Source organism: Rhodococcus sp. PML026 (genome assembly GCF_000963615.1).
In the GTDB taxonomy this organism is placed as follows: domain Bacteria; phylum Actinomycetota; class Actinomycetes; order Mycobacteriales; family Mycobacteriaceae; genus Rhodococcoides; species Rhodococcoides fascians.
Genome location: NZ_KQ031373.1, coordinates 52,716 through 68,710, shown reverse-complemented (window position 1 = coordinate 68,710; position 15,995 = coordinate 52,716). Strand labels below are relative to the sequence as shown.

Annotated in this window: 16 protein-coding genes and 1 riboswitch; of the genes, 11 read left to right on the top strand and 5 right to left on the bottom strand. The window is 66.4% G+C overall.

The genetic code is table 11. The features are described 5' to 3' along the window. Positions 1–9 precede the first annotated feature (9 nt). The 7 genes from VF34_RS10900 (at position 10) to VF34_RS10870 (ending at position 4,816) form a co-directional block, all read left to right on the top strand. A complete protein-coding gene (locus tag VF34_RS10900; protein ID WP_045841412.1) occupies positions 10–1,011 on the top strand; it encodes a HEAT repeat domain-containing protein in 1,002 nt (333 codons plus the stop codon). Further along, positions 1,008–1,355 (top strand): cupredoxin domain-containing protein, encoded by a 348-nt coding sequence (locus VF34_RS10895; RefSeq protein WP_032369371.1) that lies wholly within the window; start codon positions 1,008–1,010, stop codon positions 1,353–1,355. Before VF34_RS10900 ends, VF34_RS10895 begins: the two co-directional genes overlap by 4 nt. Positions 1,356–1,368: 13 nt before the next feature. Beyond that, positions 1,369–1,773, top strand: coding sequence for a DUF2752 domain-containing protein (locus VF34_RS10890; protein ID WP_045841411.1), 405 nt, complete (start codon positions 1,369–1,371; stop codon positions 1,771–1,773). A gap of 113 nt (positions 1,774–1,886) precedes the next feature. Continuing rightward, on the top strand, positions 1,887–2,084 hold the full coding sequence (locus VF34_RS10885; RefSeq protein WP_027494394.1) for a hypothetical protein: 198 nt from the start codon (positions 1,887–1,889) through the stop codon (positions 2,082–2,084). Between the two features lie 138 nt (positions 2,085–2,222). Beyond that, positions 2,223–2,879 carry a GntR family transcriptional regulator gene (locus tag VF34_RS10880; RefSeq protein WP_032369373.1) on the top strand — a complete coding sequence of 219 codons (657 nt, stop codon included), beginning with the start codon at positions 2,223–2,225 and terminating at the stop codon, positions 2,877–2,879. Then, positions 2,876–4,126 carry an MFS transporter gene (locus VF34_RS10875; protein ID WP_045841410.1) on the top strand — a complete coding sequence of 417 codons (1,251 nt, stop codon included), beginning with the start codon at positions 2,876–2,878 and terminating at the stop codon, positions 4,124–4,126. The genes VF34_RS10880 and VF34_RS10875 overlap by 4 nt, the downstream gene beginning before the upstream one ends. 228 nt (positions 4,127–4,354) lie before the next feature. Then, on the top strand, positions 4,355–4,816 hold the full coding sequence (locus VF34_RS10870; RefSeq protein WP_197077458.1) for a hypothetical protein: 462 nt from the start codon (positions 4,355–4,357) through the stop codon (positions 4,814–4,816). Positions 4,817–4,899: 83 nt separating this feature from the next. Here VF34_RS10870 and VF34_RS10865 read toward each other — a convergent pair whose 3' ends face one another. Together VF34_RS10865 and VF34_RS10860 are read right to left on the bottom strand one after the other, a co-directional pair. After that, positions 4,900–6,237, bottom strand: a complete 1,338-nt coding sequence (locus tag VF34_RS10865; protein ID WP_032373852.1) for a M1 family metallopeptidase — start codon at positions 6,235–6,237, stop codon at positions 4,900–4,902. Between the two features lie 6 nt (positions 6,238–6,243). Beyond that, positions 6,244–10,188: a Pls/PosA family non-ribosomal peptide synthetase gene (locus tag VF34_RS10860; protein ID WP_230595233.1), complete on the bottom strand. Its 3,945-nt coding sequence runs from the start codon at positions 10,186–10,188 to the stop codon at positions 6,244–6,246. Positions 10,189–10,383: 195 nt separating this feature from the next. After that, positions 10,384–10,499, top strand: a riboswitch (SAM riboswitch). Between the two features lie 54 nt (positions 10,500–10,553). Here VF34_RS10860 and VF34_RS10855 point away from each other — a divergent pair. Together VF34_RS10855 and VF34_RS10850 are read left to right on the top strand one after the other, a co-directional pair. Beyond that, positions 10,554–11,885, top strand: coding sequence for an aminotransferase class V-fold PLP-dependent enzyme (locus VF34_RS10855; RefSeq protein WP_032373853.1), 1,332 nt, complete (start codon positions 10,554–10,556; stop codon positions 11,883–11,885). A 154-nt stretch (positions 11,886–12,039) separates the two neighbouring features. Continuing rightward, complete coding sequence (locus tag VF34_RS10850; protein WP_032373886.1) at positions 12,040–12,543, top strand: hypothetical protein; 504 nt, start codon at positions 12,040–12,042, stop codon at positions 12,541–12,543. Positions 12,544–12,554: 11 nt separating this feature from the next. Here the strand turns inward: VF34_RS10850 and VF34_RS10845 are convergent, their stop codons facing one another. From VF34_RS10845 to VF34_RS10835, 3 genes are read right to left on the bottom strand one after another with little or no spacing between them, the layout of a single operon-like run. Further along, positions 12,555–13,028 carry a YbaK/EbsC family protein gene (locus tag VF34_RS10845; protein ID WP_032373854.1) on the bottom strand — a complete coding sequence of 158 codons (474 nt, stop codon included), beginning with the start codon at positions 13,026–13,028 and terminating at the stop codon, positions 12,555–12,557. A 27-nt stretch (positions 13,029–13,055) separates the two neighbouring features. Continuing rightward, on the bottom strand, positions 13,056–14,018 hold the full coding sequence (alc, locus tag VF34_RS10840) for an allantoicase (protein ID WP_032373855.1): 963 nt from the start codon (positions 14,016–14,018) through the stop codon (positions 13,056–13,058). 11 nt (positions 14,019–14,029) lie between these two features. Beyond that, entirely contained in the window at positions 14,030–15,025 is a 996-nt protein-coding gene (locus tag VF34_RS10835) for a hypothetical protein (RefSeq protein WP_032373856.1), read from the bottom strand. 138 nt (positions 15,026–15,163) lie between these two features. On the opposite strand from VF34_RS10835, the gene VF34_RS10830 reads away from it, so the two are divergent. After that, a complete protein-coding gene (locus VF34_RS10830) occupies positions 15,164–15,742 on the top strand; it encodes a TetR/AcrR family transcriptional regulator (RefSeq protein WP_032373887.1) in 579 nt (192 codons plus the stop codon). 28 nt (positions 15,743–15,770) lie between these two features. After that, on the top strand, positions 15,771–15,995 hold the full coding sequence (locus tag VF34_RS10825; protein WP_027494384.1) for a DUF6480 family protein: 225 nt from the start codon (positions 15,771–15,773) through the stop codon (positions 15,993–15,995).

The following is a 15,995-nucleotide window of genomic DNA, read 5'->3' as shown; positions in this document are numbered from 1 at the left end:
AATAGGCAGATGTTGATCGGTGAGGTGGCGCGGCGGTCCGGGGTCAGCGCGCGCATGCTTCGGCACTACGACCGGCTCGGGCTCGTGCAGCCGACCTCGCGGAGTAGCACCGGCTACCGCGAATACTCCCCGGACGACGTGCGTCGCCTGTTCCACGTCGAATCCCTGCGATCGCTCGGGTTGTCCCTGCACGACGTCGGACGCGCGCTGGACGATCCGAGTTTCGCGGCGACGGGACTCGTCGACGAGCTGGCTACCCGAGCCGAAGAGCGCATCGCGCGAGATACCGAGCTGCTGACGCGGTTGCGCCGCATCGGGAACGCCCGACCGGAAGATTGGGAGGACGTACTCGGTGTCATCGGAATGCTCGGAGACCTGGACTCGGTGAGCGCGGGGAAGCGGCAGTCGGCGGCGTTGGCGTCCGTCGGAGATCGCCCCATCCCGGCCGAGGCTCTGGCCGAGGCGGTGCTGCGCGAGCCCGCCACCAACGTCGCCGGCGCGCTGCGATGGGCACTCGCGCAGACCGGGAGCGACGCCGTCGCGGCGCTGCGGGAGGGCCTCGACTCACCGGATCCCGAGGTGCGTCGCCGCGCCGTCGATACCGTCGTCGAGATTCCGCATCCCGACGCCACCGAGGTGCTGCGGGAGGCGCTGGGCCACGAGGACGGTCAGGTACGCCGGCTCGCGGCGCTGGAACTGGGTGCCCGAGGAATCGTCGACGCGATTGCGGTGCTGATCGAGATGGTCCACGAGGGTACGAACGATGTGGACGCGGCGGACGTGCTCGGTGAGCTCGGCTACGAAGACTCTACGGTCGCGGACCTCATGGACGGCCCGAAAGAGGTCGCGGCACGACTACGGGTGACCCAGGCGCTGGCCAGCATTCCGGGTCCGGCGGCGGCGCAGGCTCTGCGCGAGCTGACTCAGGATGAGGACCGCTCGATCGCGCTGACGGCGACCTACCTGCTGGATCGGAGAGAGCGAGCCGCTTCGGTACCGTCGACGTCATGAAGGCACTCGGATTGCTCGCGGCACTGTCGATCACATTGGCCGCGACTGCCTGCTCCACCTCGACCACCCCGGCCGCACCCGCCGAGCCCGCTGCCGAGAACCAGGTGACCGTCGCCGACCGGATGTTCACACCGCAGTCTCTGACGATCACTGCGGGCGAGACCGTGACGTGGGTGTTCGCCGACCGCGCGATGGCACACAACGTCGTCGCCGACGACAAGTCGTTCCGCAGCGAACTGATGCAGTCGGGGCAGTTCACCCATACCTTCGACACCGCGGGCACCTACACCTACCACTGCACCCCGCACCCCGACATGACCGCGACGATCATCGTCGAACCGTGATGGACTGCTAGTCATGGCAACCCGGACGCGCTGCATCGCCGCACCTCTCGGCGTCGGCCTGGCCGCAGTCGGCGGTGCTGTGCTGCTGCACGTCCGCGATCCCCGAACCTCGACGTACCTGCCGTGCCCGTTCCACGCCCTCACCGGACTGTGGTGCCCAGGATGCGGTGCGACCAGGGCTTTCGGCGACCTCACTCGCGGAGACATCGCGGCTGCCGCGTCGAGCAACGTCGTGGCGGTGGTGCTCGGTGTCGTCGCGATCGGTGTCTGGGCCGCGTGGCTGCGAGCACGATGGACGCAGACGCCACTGACGCTGCCTCGTCCCAATCGCCCGACCGTCGTCGTCGGGGTTGCCCTATTGGTCTTGTTCACCGTGGTGCGCAACACTGCGTTGGGCTCCGCCCTCGCCCCGACCTGACATCCCTAGGAGGCTGCTGTGCTGCTGCAAATCTTCTCGATCATCGTGTTGCTGGGCGTGCTCATTGCGCTCATCCCCACGGCCCGACGCGTCTTCAAGAAGGGTGACGACGAATGAGCGACTCACTGCGAGATCGGGTGCGGGCGAAGCTGCTCGCCCAGATCGCCGACGACGGAGGCACGGCCGCCGAGCAGGCAGAGGGCGACGACCCCCGCCTGAACGCACTGCGCGACGACCTCGAAGCACTGGACGCAGCCCCCGACGGAGACCCGGTGATCGACGACATCGCCGCCAGACACTGGGTGCCCTGACCGCTGTCTCCCTCGCGACTCCCCTCGGGGAGTCAATGTGACATGTGGTGGCCTTTTCGACGGTCAATGTCACGTTGAGTGGACCGTCGGGATAGGTCGAGTTGGGTGGACTGCTGAGGCGCATCTAGTATCTATGTTGTGTCCGAGACGAGATCCGCAGCCGATACGGCGTACCTGACTGTCAAGGAGCTCGTCATTTCGGGGGAACTTCCCGGTGGTGAGCTCGTCAGTGAAGGGGAGATCGCGACGCGGCTCGAGATCAGCCGCACACCGGTCCGCGAGGCGTTCCTTCGCCTCCAGGTCGAGGGATGGATGCGCCTTTATCCCAAGCGCGGGGCGCTGGTCGTCCCCATCGCGGTGGGTGAGGCGGAGAGCGTCGTCGACGCGAGGCGATTGGTCGAGGCCGGCAGTGTTCGCGCCTTCGTCGGCGATGCGGATGCCCGCGCACGAGTGGTCGAGGCGCTACGCGACAACCTGCGAATCCAGGACAAGCTCGCAGTCGACGGCACCGCAGCGGAGTTCAGTGCCGCCGACGCAGATTTCCATCGGACCGTCGTCCGCGCCGGCAACAACCCGTTGCTCGACGCGTTCTACGACGGACTTCGCGAGCGACAGCGGCGGATGACCGCGGCATCCCTGACCCGTGATCCGGGTCAGATCTCCCGCATCGTCGACGACCATCGCAGACTCGCCGACCTGATCGAAGCCGGGGACGCAGACGAATTCGAGCGAGCCGTCGAACAACACATGCTCAGGGTGCACGGCTTGCGCACAGACAGAGGGGGAACACGATGACCGAGGCCATGATCGACGACGACGTCCGACAGACGACGGCCAGACGCTGGCTGTTGGTTGCCGTCGGCATGTTCGCCGTCGCCTGGGGCGGCAACGAATTCACACCGCTTTTGGTGATGTATCGACTCGACCACGGCTTCTCTGCCGTGGTGGTCGACACGTTCCTGTTCGCATACGTTCTGGGCATCATTCCGGCGATGCTGATCTGTGGTCCGTTGTCCGATCGACTCGGCCGACGCCCGATCATGTTGCCCGCGCCTGCAATTGCCGCGGCCGGGTCCATTCTGATCGCCCTCGGACCCGACAACGCCTACATGCTCTTCGGCGGGCGGGTGCTCAGCGGCATCGCGCTCGGAATCGGTATGGCCGTCGGCGGTAGCTGGGTCAAAGAACTCTCCGGTCACGACGCCACCGCCAAGCCCGGTGCCGGAGCGCGCCGCGCCGCGATGTCGTTGACGGCGGGCTTCGCCCTGGGAGCCGGCGTCGCCGGTGTGCTGGCGCAGTGGGCACCCTGGCCGACGCACCTCGCGTACAGCGTGCACGTGCTGATCTGCATCGCCGCGTTCGTCGGCATGCTGTCGGTCCCGGAAACACGCAGCGCCGCAGCCTCATCGGGGCGGAAAAGTCTTTTCGATGATCTCAGAATTCCGTCGGCGTCGCATCGACGCTTCCTGTTCGTCGTGTTGCCCTTGGCCCCATGGGTTTTCGGTGCGGCCAGCGTCGCCTATGCGGTGCTGCCGTCTCTGATGGCCGACGCGTTGGCCGACGAGCCCGGTGGCGGTTACCCCGTCGCCCTGTCCGCGGCGATGGCGGTGATCGCCCTCGGTTCCGGATTCGCGATCCAGGCTGTCGGGCGTCGGATCGACACACCCGCCAATGCCCGCGGCGCTTTGGTTGCGCTGTCTCTGTTGGTGGTCGGCATGGCTGTTGCGGCGTGGGCGGCGTCGGTGCTCACCATCGCCGCGGCATTGATCGCAGCAGCGGTGCTCGGGTGCGGGTACGGCATGGCACTCGTCTCGGGTCTGCAAGAGGTGCAACGCATTGCGGGCCCCGACGATCTCGCCGGCCTCACCGCTGTGTTCTATTCGCTGACGTATCTCGGCTTTGCGGTGCCCGCTGTGCTGTCGGCGCTGACCGAGACCTGGCCAGGGGTGGTCACGTATCCCATCATCTTCGGATTCGGCGCGGTGATGGCGGCACTGTGTGGCCTGGTGGTGCGATCGAAGACGTCCGCTCACCTGCCCTAGGGTCGTGCGCGTTGTGCGTACCTGGAGGGACGCACAACGCGCACGAGGGAGGCTAGGATCAGCGCCATCATGGTGCAGTCCTCGCGCACGGTCCCGCCGTATCGGGTGCCCCCGACAGCTTTGATCGTTGGTGTCACGGTTTGGAATCGACACGAAGCGTACTGGTTTCTCGTCGCGGTGATCGTGCCTGCCGCATGCTGGTCGAGGTATCCCGCGCTGGTGCCGTACATGTTCGCGATCGTTGTGGTCGGGGCTCTGGTGTTTCGCTACCGACGGGTCGCCTCGTGGGTGTCGATGCTGCGCTGGGGAGTGATCGCACACGTCGAGACCGTGGACACGGCACTACGCGGCGATCGCAACCTCCGACTCGCACACGCCACCGGGTGGAACGTCCAACGGCGTCGGTACACAGGACCGTTGACGGAATCCACGGTGCGCTATCGAGCGGGGGATGTGCGCGGGCACCTGTTCGTTCGGGGACTGCCGTTCACCACCGGTGTGGTGCTCGCGCACTCGAAACAACCGGCTTCAGCGATGGTCATCAGCGACTTCCCCTGCGATCTGCAACTGGACGGCAAGGGACGATGGGCGGCAACGTTCCCGCAAGGATTCTGGCGACAGGCATCGGCGACGGTCGCGCTGTACGGCTACGCCGTGGCAGGCCTCGCGGTCTCGCTCGCGTATCGCTGACGACAATCGGCTCCCCAGACTCGGAAATATGCCTCTGATCGGAGGCACATTTCCGAAACCGGGGAGCCGATTGCCCGCCGGACCTACGGCAACGACGGCAATTGCGTATCCACAAGCCATGCGTCCCAGAGGGTTCGGGGGCAACCGAAGCGAGAGGCGAGGTCGGTGAAGTCGGCGGTCGCCACGGTGGAGTAGCGGTATTTGGAGGTCCATTCCTGGATCAGGCCGAAGAATCGTTCGTCGCCGATGGTGCGTCGCAGTGCGTGCAAGGCCAGCGCGCCGCGCTTGTAGACGCGGTCGTCGAAGATGCGGGCGGGCCCGGGATCGGTGAGCTGCAGATCCATCGCGAGCCCTCGCTGAATGGTGTGAGCTCGCTTGGCCTTGTCGTGAGCCGTTGCGCCGCCGGAGTTCTCGGCCCAGATCCATTCCGAGTAGCAGGCGAATCCTTCGTGCAGCCAGATGTCTGCCCACTTGCCGAGGGTCAGGGAATTGCCGAACCACTGGTGCGCCAATTCGTGTGCAACCAGACGCTCGTAGTACCGGGAACCCGAACAGTGGTTGGCACCGAAGATGGACAGGCCCTGCGCCTCGACCGGGATTTCGAGATCGTCGTCGGTCACCACCACGGTGTACGACGCGAAAGGGTAAGGGCCGTAGAGCCGTACGAAGGTATCCATCATCTGCGGTTGACGGCCGAAGTCGTGATCGAACTGCGCTCGTAGCCGCGGGGGCGTGATCGCGTTCATCGGCACCGGCCCCGGGCTCACGACGCGATGCTCGTACGGCCCGATCTGAATGGTCGCGAGATAACTCGCCATCGGCTCGGGCTGCTCGTACACCCACGTGGTCCGGCTGGCCCGAGTCTGCTTGCGTACCAACGTGCCGTTGGCCACCGCGTAGTACGGCGAGTCGGTGGTGATGGTGATGCCGTAGCTGGCCTTGGACACCGGGTGGTCGTCACACGGAAACCACGATGCGGCACCGTTCGGCTGACTCGCGACGATCGATCCCTCGGTGAGCTCCTCCCAGCCGACCTCACCCCAGAAACCGTTGATGGGCTTGGGTGTTCCGCCGTACGCCACCGTGACCACCAGTGCCGCTCCGGACGCAATGGGCTTGGCGGGAGTGATCTTCAGCTTGCCCCGCTGGTGGCTGAACTTCACCGAACGTGACCCGTTGACCGACACCTTCGACACGTTCATCGCCGGGCCGAGATCCAACGCGAATTTCGACACCGTCGCCGTGGTGACCGCGGTGATCTTCGCCTTGCCCGTCAATCGGTTGCTCTCGACCTTGTACTCGAGGTCGAGTTCGTAGCGCGAGACGCGGTAGCCGCGATTGCCGTTCTGCGGAAGATACGTATCGATCGGATTGTCACTGGAGTCGACGTCGAACACCGGTGCCACGAGCCTGTCCGGCATTGAAGATCACCCCTCGTTTCGGTCGTCGCGAATCCGCGGAAAGGGATCACCCTTGGCCCACGGCGCGATCGGATTGCCCTGCCAACGAGTATGCGCGGGAACCGTATCGCCGCGCATCACCAGAGAGGCAGGCCCCACCGTCGCACCATCACCTATACCCGATGCAGGCAAAGCGACACAGTGCGGTCCCAGGGTTGCGCCTCGGCCGAGATCGACGGTGTCCATGGACATGATCCGATCATGGAACAGGTGCGTCTGCACAACGCACCCTCGGTTCACCGTCGCACCGTCGGCCAACGTCACGAGGTCTGCCTCCGGGAGCCAGTACGTCTCGCACCACACACCTCGACCGATGTCCGCCCCGAGCCACCGCAGCCACATGTTGAGCACCGCGGTGCCCTCGGCAGCGCGCGCGAACCACGGTGCGGCGACGGTCTCGACGAACGTGTCGGCCACCTCGTTGCGCCAGACGAACGAACTCCACAGCGGATGGTCGGTCTTGCCGATCCGGCCCACCCACAGCCACTTCGCGGCCGCCGACACCGCTGCAGCCACGAAGCCGGCGACTAGCAACACGACACCGCTGAGCGCGGCAGCGAGCCAGTAGCCGATCGAGTCGGCAATCGCGGTCAGTCCGAACAGCACACCGAGGCCGATGCCGAACGTCACGACGACGGGAATCAGCCGGCACGTCTCGACGAGTGAACGGGCGATCTTCAACTTGCGAGGCGGGTCGAACGTCCGCGACGAGTCGGCACTGCCTGCCGCGCGGCGTAACCGGACCGGTGGACTACCGAGCCACGACGAGCCCGACTTCGCCTTGTCCGGTGTTGCCGACAGCACCGCAACGAGACCGTTCTTCGGGACGGTCCGCCCCGGTCCCGTCATGCCGGAGTTTCCGAGGAACGCCCGCTTGCCCACCTTGGCGTCGCCCAGGTGCATCCAGCCGCCGCCGAGTTCGTAGCTCGCGACCATGGTGTCGTCGGCGAGGAACGCGCCGTCGGCGACCGTGGTGAACTTGGGAATCATCAGCACTGTCGACGCCTCGACGTCCTTGCCGATCTTCGCGCCCAGCAACCGGAGCCAATGCGGTGTCAGCAGCGACGCGTAGAGCGGGAACAGGAAGGTGCGCGCCGAATCCATCAACCGTTCGGTGGCCCACACCTGCCAGCCGATGCGGCTGCGCACGGGGTGGTAGCCGCCGACGAGACCGATGCCGAGCAACCGGACCGCGACGAGGGTGATCAGCGCGAACACCGCCAGCGACACCAGAGTGGCGACGGGCAGCATCACCAAGCCGCGCTCGAAGGCCCCCAGCACGGAGTCCGCGGTGTGAATCCACCAGCCCATCAGCACCAGGCTGACGCCGATGGAGAACAGGGCCATGCCGGAGAGGAACAGCGACGCGACGCCGTAGGCGAAAACCCACTTGGTGGCGCGCGGCGGGGTCTCCGCCGGCCACGGATGATCGGCCTTGCCCACTTTCTGCGCGGGCGAGCCGGACCACATCTGGCCGGCCTTGACTCGTCCGACGACGGCGGAGCCGGCCGTCACGACCGCGTTCTTGCCGACCTTGGTGCCGGGCAGCAGCGTGGAGCGTGCGCCGACAGTGGCACCCGCTCCGATCTCGATGCCGCCGATGTAGACGAGGTCGCCGTCGATCCAATGACCGGACAGGTCGACCTCGGGTTCGATGGAGCAGCCGTCGCCGAGTTCGAGCATGCCGGTGACGGGCGGCAGGGTGTGCAGGTCGACGCCCTTGCCGATCTTCGAGCCGAGAGCGCGCGCGTAATAGACCATCCACGGTGCGCCCGACAGGTTGGACGCGCCACTGGCATCGGTCAATCTCGTTGCCGCCCAAAGCCTTATGTGCATGCTGCCGCCGCGTCGATATGCGCCGGGTTTCAACCCCGCCAGCAGTATTCGCGAGCCGATCACCGAGATGGCCATGCGCCCGACCGGGGTGATGAACAGGACGAACGCGAGAAGAATCCACCACCACGACAACGTCGGAGCCCACGGCACGTCGTCGAACCAGGCCATGACGTTGAACAGCAGGCCGAGCCAGGTGACCCACTGCAACCCGGTCAGCGTCGTCAACGGCACGGTCGCCAGAATCTGCGCCCACTGCGCGGTGCGGGACGTCGGTGCCACGTCGCGGGGGATTGCCTCCACGACAGGCTTCAGGTCGTCCAGATACTGTGCCAGAGAACCCAACCGCGGGTGATCGTAGAGCTGCGCGACGGTGATCTCGGGGAACCGCTCGCGCAGTGCCGTCACCAGCTGAGCGGCCGACAGTGATCCGCCACCGTTGGCGAAGAAGTCGGCGTTCTCGTCGTTGACCTGAGCGCCGAGGATGTTGGTCCACAACTCGGCCACCCACCCCGCGGTACCTCCGAGCGCCGACGCGCCCGCCATGCCGGGCAGCGGCCACGGGAGCGCATTGCGGTCGACCTTGCCCGAGGTACGTGTGGGCATCTCGTCGACCAGCGCGAGCCGCGGTACGAGCGCCGACGGCAACTGCTCGGCCAACAAGGCGCGCGCGGCCTCCAGGTCGAAGTCGGGATTGGTACTGGCGAGATATCCCACCAGAACCGAGTTGCCCGCAGCGGTCTTGCGGACTGCCGCGGCCGCGCCGCCGACGCCCGGAAGTGCTTGCAGCGCATTGTCTATCTCGCCCAGCTCGATGCGTCGCCCGCCGAGCTTGACCTGGTCGTCGGCGCGGCCCTGGAACAGCAGTCCTTCGAGCTCGAGCTTCACCAGATCGCCGCTGCGATACGCCCGGTCCCACCCGAGAGAGGGCATGGGTGCGTACTTCTCGGCGTCCTTGGCCGGATCGAGATACCGGGCGAGGCCGACGCCGCCGATGACGAGCTCGCCCACTTCGCCGACCGCCACCGGAGTGCCCGAGGCGTCGACGACCGCCAGATCCCAACCGTCCAGCGGTAATCCGATGCGGACCGGACCTTTACCGTCCATGATGGACGCGCACGCGACAACCGTCGCCTCGGTGGGGCCGTAGGTGTTCCAGACTTCCCGGCCTTCGACGGCCAGCCGCTCGGCCAGCTCGGGTGGGCATGCTTCGCCGCCGAAGATCAACAGCCGCACCGCTTCCAGTGCCACGGCGGGCCACAGTGACGCCAGCGTAGGCACCGTCGAGACGACGCTGATGTCTCGGGAGACGAGCCACGGACCGAGGTCGAAGCCGGATCGCACCAGGGAGCGCGGGGCGGGCACCAGGCAGGCGCCGTGCCGCCACGCCAGCCACATCTCCTCGCAGGAGGCGTCGAACGCGACCGACAGGCCGGCGAGCACTCGGTCGCCTGGTCCCAGCGGATCCTTCTGCAGGAACATCCGGGCCTCGGCGTCGACGAATGCCGCGGCGTTACGGTGGCTGACTGCAACACCTTTGGGGGTTCCGGTCGAACCCGAGGTGAAGATCACCCACGCGTCGTCCTCGGGTGTGGGCAGCTCGGGCACCGGAGTACCGGCACCCAGTTCGGGCGCATTCTGTTTCGGCGCGGTGCCGGCAGCGATTCCGCCCGCAGTGACGATGGCCGTCACCTGCGCCTCACCGAAGACCAGTTCGGCGCGCTCTTCCGGATCGTCGGCATCGACGGGTACGTACGCAGCCCCGACGTCGAGGATCGACAGAATCGCGACATAGAGCGAGAAGGACCCCGACGGCATCCTGATGCCGACGCGGTCACCGCGCCGGACACCGGCGTCGGCGAGCCACTGGGCACCCTCGGCGATGTCGTCCAGCAGTTCGGCGTAGCTGACCGACACCGTCCCGTCGTCGATCGCGGGTGCATCCGGGAAGCGATCGGCGGTCTCCTGCAGTACGTCGATCAGTGTGCGGGCCGGCGGGGCAAGGGGCGAGCGGAGAAACGCGGCCGGAGCAGGTGCGATATCCGTGCTCGAACCCGGCAGATCGTTCTCTTGGTGCACAGGCAACCGGGTGTCCTTCTCGTTCGTTGGCAGATGACTCTTGTGGTGCTGAGGAAAGCAGCGCCGTTGGTTATCTCACGTTCTGTTTGCCAGCAGGTGAACGAGCGCGCCTTCCCACCGCGGAAATCCTACTGCTGTGTCGGAGCGATCCCCGGCTTGACAAAACCGTGGCGGGTTTGCCAGTGTCTTGACCACGGTCACGAGTACCAGCATCGAGCCCCGGCTTGCTGGTCGGCAACCCTCCTTCGCGGTGGGGTGCTCCGGGTGACGACCAGGCTGACACCGAACAATCGGTGCGGCAAGCGCGGACTCGTTCACGAATATCTTCCGTTGCGGGTCCCTCGAACGTGAGGGCTTGATCTGTCATGACGTCTGTACTTTCCCGTCCCTGCACTCCTTTTGCCCCTGTTTCCGGCACGGAGTTGCAGGTTCCGTTGGTTCACGGCGGCACGTGCACCTACGCCAATTTCGATTACGCGGCCAGCGCGCCTGCGCTGTCCGCAGTGACCGATCGGATCGCGGAGTTGCTGCCGTTCTATTCGAGCGTGCACCGCGGGGCCGGCTACGCGTCCCGGGTGTGCACCGCGGCGTACGAGAAGGCGCGTGAGACCGTGGCTGGATTCGTTGGTGCACAGACGAATTCAGTGGTCGTGTTCACACGCAACACCACCGATTCGCTCAATCTGTTGGCCGCGTGCGTGCCAGGAGATACCGTGGTGCTCGATATCGAACACCACGCCAACCTCCTGCCGTGGCGTAATCGCCGAGTGGTGGTCGCAGCATCGACGTTGGCCGAGACGCTCGCCCGGCTCGACGCCGAACTGGCTGCGAAACCTGCTGCGCTACTGGCCATCACGGGTGCATCGAACGTCACCGGCGAAGTGCTCCCCATCGAGCAACTGGCCGATCTCGCGCATCGCCACGGTGCCCGGATCGTCGTCGACGGCGCACAGCTCGTTCCGCACCGTCGAGTGGACATCGCCGCACTCGGTGTGGACTATCTGGCGTTCTCCGGTCACAAGCTCTACGCCCCGTTCGGCGCGGGTGTGCTTGTGGGAAGCCGTGATTGGCTCGACGCGGGCGAGCCCCACCTGGCCGGCGGCGGTGCCGTGCGCAGTGTGACGATCGAGCACACCGACTGGGCTCCCGCACCGCAGCGTCACGAGGCGGGAACGCCCAACGTGCTCGGTGTCGTCGCGCTGGCGGCGGCGTGCGAGGCCATCGCGTCGTTCGACGAGGATGCCGCGACGACGCACGAGCGGGAATTGTCCACCCGATTGCGGGACGGGTTGGCCGCACTGAAGGGTGTCGAACTGCTGCAGGTGTGGGCCGACGCGCCCGACGTCGTCGGCATCGTCACGTTCACTGTCGCCGGCCACGACCCCGGTGAAGTGGCGGCGTACCTGTCGGCCGAACACGGCATCGGAGTGCGCGACGGAAAGTTCTGCGCCCACCCGCTGCTGCGCCGGCTCGGTCATGCCGACGGTGCCGTGCGGGCCAGTATCGGTCTCGGCAGTTCCTCGGCCGACGTGGACCGACTCGTCGACGCGTTGGCAGCGTTCGTCGAGTCCGGGCCGACGTGGGATTACGCCGAAGAAGCCGGGTGGTGGAACCCCGTACCGGACCCTCGGCCGTTCCCCGCCCTGGCCGACGGGGCCGCCGGGGTTGGATCCCCGTGCAGCCCCACAGGCAGTTAGCATGGCGTCATGACCGTGAGTGTCGTGTCGCGTGGCAATCGCCACTGGTGCAACAGGTATGTCGATCTGTGCCGCACTGCGTCCGGGTCGTGTTCGAGTTCGGCTCCGCTCCGTCCGCATGCGCATCCCGACCGACGAATCAGGACCACCACTCATGTCGCACAATCACACCCGCATAGCCATCGAATCCGCTGACGTCTGGACCGAGCTGACCGTCGGGCCCGAGGTGAACACCGTCAGAATCGTTGCCTCGGACCTGCGGGAAGCTCAGCAGCAACGCGCCCGGTTGCACGCGGAAGCCGTCGACCGCGGTGAATCGGCCGACAATCTCGCGGTCTTCCTCGATCTCGAGATCTACATCGCTGCCGACGCCAGGACGGCCCGTCGGGAATTCGCCGCACTCGACGCGCCGGCAAGCCCGTCGTCCATCCGCTACGTCGGTACCCCGTCGGGACTGGCAAGTTTGATCTCCGACGTGACCGCGGCCGACGTCGCCGACGGCGTGACGCTGCAGGTGCACGGCGAGATCGAGCGGCAGTCGACGTTCCTGGCCGCGGGAGTGTTGCCGCTCCTCGAATCGCGCGGCACCCGCCTCGACACCGACGTCGTCGACGCGATCCTCAGCGCACCCCGAATTGCCCCGACCCTCGCGTCCTAGGTCGTTCGAGCTCAGGTGACGTCGATCGCCAGACCTGCGGTGATGCGCAGCAACTGGGAGTACGACGAGCGGAAGATCGTGTCGATGTGCCCGGCCGCGGCCCACAGTTCGGGGTGGGCCGCAAGGTCCTGATCGACGAACGTATCCAAATTCGTCGGATGGCCCACCGGAGCGATTCCCCCGATCGGCTGGCCGGTGGCGTGCTTGGCGGTACGCAGATCGGCCCGGGCGAGCGTGCCGCCGAGACGCTCACCGGTGTGCTCGAGATGAACATTGTGAGCCCCGGACACCAGGAGCAACACCGGCTCGTCGTCGAGCAGAAACACCATCGACTTCACGATCGCACCCACCTCGACGCCCAACGCAGCTGCGGCGTCGGCGGCGGTGTGGGTGCCCTCGGGACTGTTCACCACCACCCCGTGATGACCACGAGAAATCAGGGTGTCGGCAACGTGGGCTGCATTCGGATGAAGTAGCCGGGACATGCCCCAACCCTATTGCCACACGACCGTTTACGCAGACAGGTCGAGATCACCGAACAGTCTCAATCGCGCCATTCCCCCGTCGGGGAAGATGTCCATTCGCACCTCCGACACCGGAGTGTCGTGGTCGAGAACGAAGCGATGCCGAGTGTCGGGCTGCAGTGTCGTTCGCGGCAAGAGTTCGATCCAGTCGCCGTCGCCCAGTCGCCCTTGCAGGGATGCCGCGCCGGGGGCGTTGCCCAGGAAGCAACTGGTGTCCAGCTCGGCCAGCCGGATTCGGCCCGTGCCGCCGAGCTGCACCTGCACCCAGTCGTTGGCGTCGTTGCGTCGACGCGAGGTCTCCCAGCCTTCGCCCATCGAGCGCGGCGGGCCGGGGAACAGCAGATTGTTGGGGGAGCTGTAGAACATGTTGGAGCAGGCCGACACGTATGCGCCGTTCTCGAGCGCGGCCAGGTCGACGGGCCCGACGGCGAGGAACTTCGGGTCCGGGACGCCGCGGCCCAGTACTCGCAGCCGAGCGACGCCGCCGTCCGGGTAGATGGACAGCTTGACGTGCGTCCACCGGGCGTCGGACGCGACTTCGAATCGGTTCTCGCTGTCGCCATCGACGGCACTACGGGCGACGATGGTCGTCCATTCCGTCTCGTACAGCTCGGTCGGTGACGGGAATCCGGTCACCTCGGCGGCCTCGATCGAAACTTCCGGCGGATAGTTGCCGGTGAACCAGGACGTATCGACGATGACGGCCGACACGATGCCGGCAGCTCCGAGTCGCACGATCGCCTCGTCGTAGCCGGCCTCGCGTCGGCGCCGCGTCTCCCACCCGTCGTAGATCTGCCCCTTGTGCCCGAACGTCGCGGTCGAGTAGTCGGCTTTGCCCGGTGTGATCAGATTTTCCTTCTCGGCGAACGTCTCGTCGTTCGCCCACACCACTGCGCCACCGAGTGTGCGGACAGCGAGATCGGGCATCGGCAGAGGGAATGTGGCAGTCATGGGATGCCACTTTACTGGCTCGGCATCGATTCACCGGCGCTGCGACGACGGCGCAGAACCGCTGCCGCAGCCATCAGCAGCACGCCGATCAGGATGTAGAGACCCAGTCCGAGTGCCGGCTGCCCGACCCCCGCACCCGAGAAGTACACGATGCTGCGCACTCCTTCGGTGCCGATGCCCGGGGTGATCCACCGGCCGATCGACGCGTACACATGCGGCAGTACGTTGGCCCCGAAAGCGCCTCCAGCGCTGGGATTTCCGAGGATGACGAACAGCACGATCGCCGCCGGTACCGCAGCCACTCCGATCAGGGCTCGCAGGCCCATCGTGAACAGTCCGGTGGCGAAGACGACCCCGGTGCCCAGCACGGTGAGCGGAAACCAGTGTCCGGCAAAGGTTCCGAGTACGTGGGTGGTCAGCAGTGCTCCCAGTGCGCCCGAGGCAATCGAGTACGCGGCGAGAATGCCGACGTGGACACAGGTTTCGCGTCGGGTCGTCGGTGCCCCGATGAGCAGACCGAAGGCGGCCGCGAGGAGGTAGCCGCCGACGACCCAGCCCACCGACAGGTAGAAGCCGGACAATCCACGGTTGTCATGCACGCCGACCGGGATCTCGTCACGCACCACGAATTGGCGTCCCTGAGCGGCATCGACCTCGGTGAAGATCGATTCGAGGGCGGTCGCCACCGAGCTGCCGGCAGCGCTCGCGGTGATCAGTGTGTCGGTGCCGCTCGAGCCGACGACGTAGGCACCGAGGATGTCCCGATCGCGGAGCAGAGTGCGAACCTCGGCGGTGTCCACTGCCGTACGCGCGTCGAGCGGCGCACCGTCGATGGCGTCGAGGCGGTCGGCGGTCTGCTGGTCCAGGCCGGCGGGAAGCCCGGCCTCGGTCACCACGGCGATCGGAATCGCGTGGGGAGTCGGCTGATGGAACGCCGACACGTAGCTGAGGATGAAGCCGAGTTGCAGCACCAGCACTGCGGCGGCGAGTAGTGACATCTTGCGCATGAAAAGTGCTCCTGAACATGTCGAGACTCGAAGACCTTGTCGATACCCGAGGTATTCAATACTCTAGGTATCGTGAATGCCGAGCAGCAAGAAGAGTGGCGATCGACACAGCCACAGCGCAGGCCGCAGCGCACCGATGTGCGAGAACGACTGCTCGCCGCAGCGGCCGACGAGTTCACCGAGCGCGGATACGCGGCGGCCAAGCTCACCGACATTGCCGATCGGGCCGGGTTCACGAAGGGGGCCGTGTATTCCAACTTCGATTCCAAGCAAGGGCTGTTCGCCGAACTGCTGGCACAGCGATCACTCGACCTCGCCGCCCGAGTACTCGCTCACGTGTCCGACCTGGACCCGCAGGCGGCTGCGGGAGCCGGCGGCGGCGAAATCGCGTCCTGGGTGGTCGCCGAGCCGCGGTGGCCACTACTGACCGTCGAATTCGGGATTCTCGCGGGCCGTGACCCGGTGATTGCCGAGCGCTACCGCACCGACCGTCGTGCCCTCCGCTCCGAGCTCGAACGACTCATCGCCGATCGAGCGGTGCAGTGGGGTGTGGGGGAGGCGTTCGATGCTCGACGCCTCGCGATGTCCTTGGCTGCGTTGATCTCCGGATTGGCCGTGGAACATTCGGTGGATCCGGAGGAGATCGACCGGTCCGTCATCGCCGATGCCGTGTCGGAACTGTTCGCCGGAGCGATAGCCAGAGCACAGCTCGATTGAGGGCTGCGCTACCGGGTACTCCGGGTTCATGACTGCTCAGAATCCAGAACCCGATGAGACTGCCGGCCTCGAAGCGGGCGGTAGCGTGACGCCGGGCGATACTCCTCCAGCCGAGACAGCAGTCGGTGGGCCCAACCACGAACCGCCGCAGCGCAGTCGCGTGATGCCGATCGTCGTCATCGTTCTGGTGGCATTGTTGGCGATCGTGATCGCCGGTGGCCTGATCGGTCGAGTTGTCGGCCTGTTCGGCTGA

Excerpts from the sequence above, each read along its gene's own strand:
- VF34_RS10890 (WP_045841411.1), top strand. The coding sequence starts at position 1,369 with ATGGCAACCCGGACGCGCTGCATCGCCGCACCTCTCGGCGTCGGCCTG.
- VF34_RS10835 (WP_032373856.1), bottom strand. The coding sequence starts at position 15,025 with ATGCGCAAGATGTCACTACTCGCCGCCGCAGTGCTGGTGCTGCAACTC.
- VF34_RS10825 (WP_027494384.1), top strand. The coding sequence starts at position 15,771 with ATGACTGCTCAGAATCCAGAACCCGATGAGACTGCCGGCCTCGAAGCG.
- VF34_RS10885 (WP_027494394.1), top strand. The coding sequence starts at position 1,887 with ATGAGCGACTCACTGCGAGATCGGGTGCGGGCGAAGCTGCTCGCCCAG.
- VF34_RS10865 (WP_032373852.1), bottom strand. The coding sequence starts at position 6,237 with ATGCCGGACAGGCTCGTGGCACCGGTGTTCGACGTCGACTCCAGTGAC.
- VF34_RS10845 (WP_032373854.1), bottom strand. The coding sequence starts at position 13,028 with ATGTCCCGGCTACTTCATCCGAATGCAGCCCACGTTGCCGACACCCTG.
- alc (WP_032373855.1), bottom strand. The coding sequence starts at position 14,018 with ATGACTGCCACATTCCCTCTGCCGATGCCCGATCTCGCTGTCCGCACA.
- VF34_RS10855 (WP_032373853.1), top strand. The coding sequence starts at position 10,554 with ATGACGTCTGTACTTTCCCGTCCCTGCACTCCTTTTGCCCCTGTTTCC.
- VF34_RS10875 (WP_045841410.1), top strand. The coding sequence starts at position 2,876 with ATGACCGAGGCCATGATCGACGACGACGTCCGACAGACGACGGCCAGA.
- VF34_RS10895 (WP_032369371.1), top strand. The coding sequence starts at position 1,008 with ATGAAGGCACTCGGATTGCTCGCGGCACTGTCGATCACATTGGCCGCG.
- VF34_RS10870 (WP_197077458.1), top strand. The coding sequence starts at position 4,355 with ATGTTCGCGATCGTTGTGGTCGGGGCTCTGGTGTTTCGCTACCGACGG.
- VF34_RS10900 (WP_045841412.1), top strand. The coding sequence starts at position 10 with ATGTTGATCGGTGAGGTGGCGCGGCGGTCCGGGGTCAGCGCGCGCATG.
- VF34_RS10850 (WP_032373886.1), top strand. The coding sequence starts at position 12,040 with ATGTCGCACAATCACACCCGCATAGCCATCGAATCCGCTGACGTCTGG.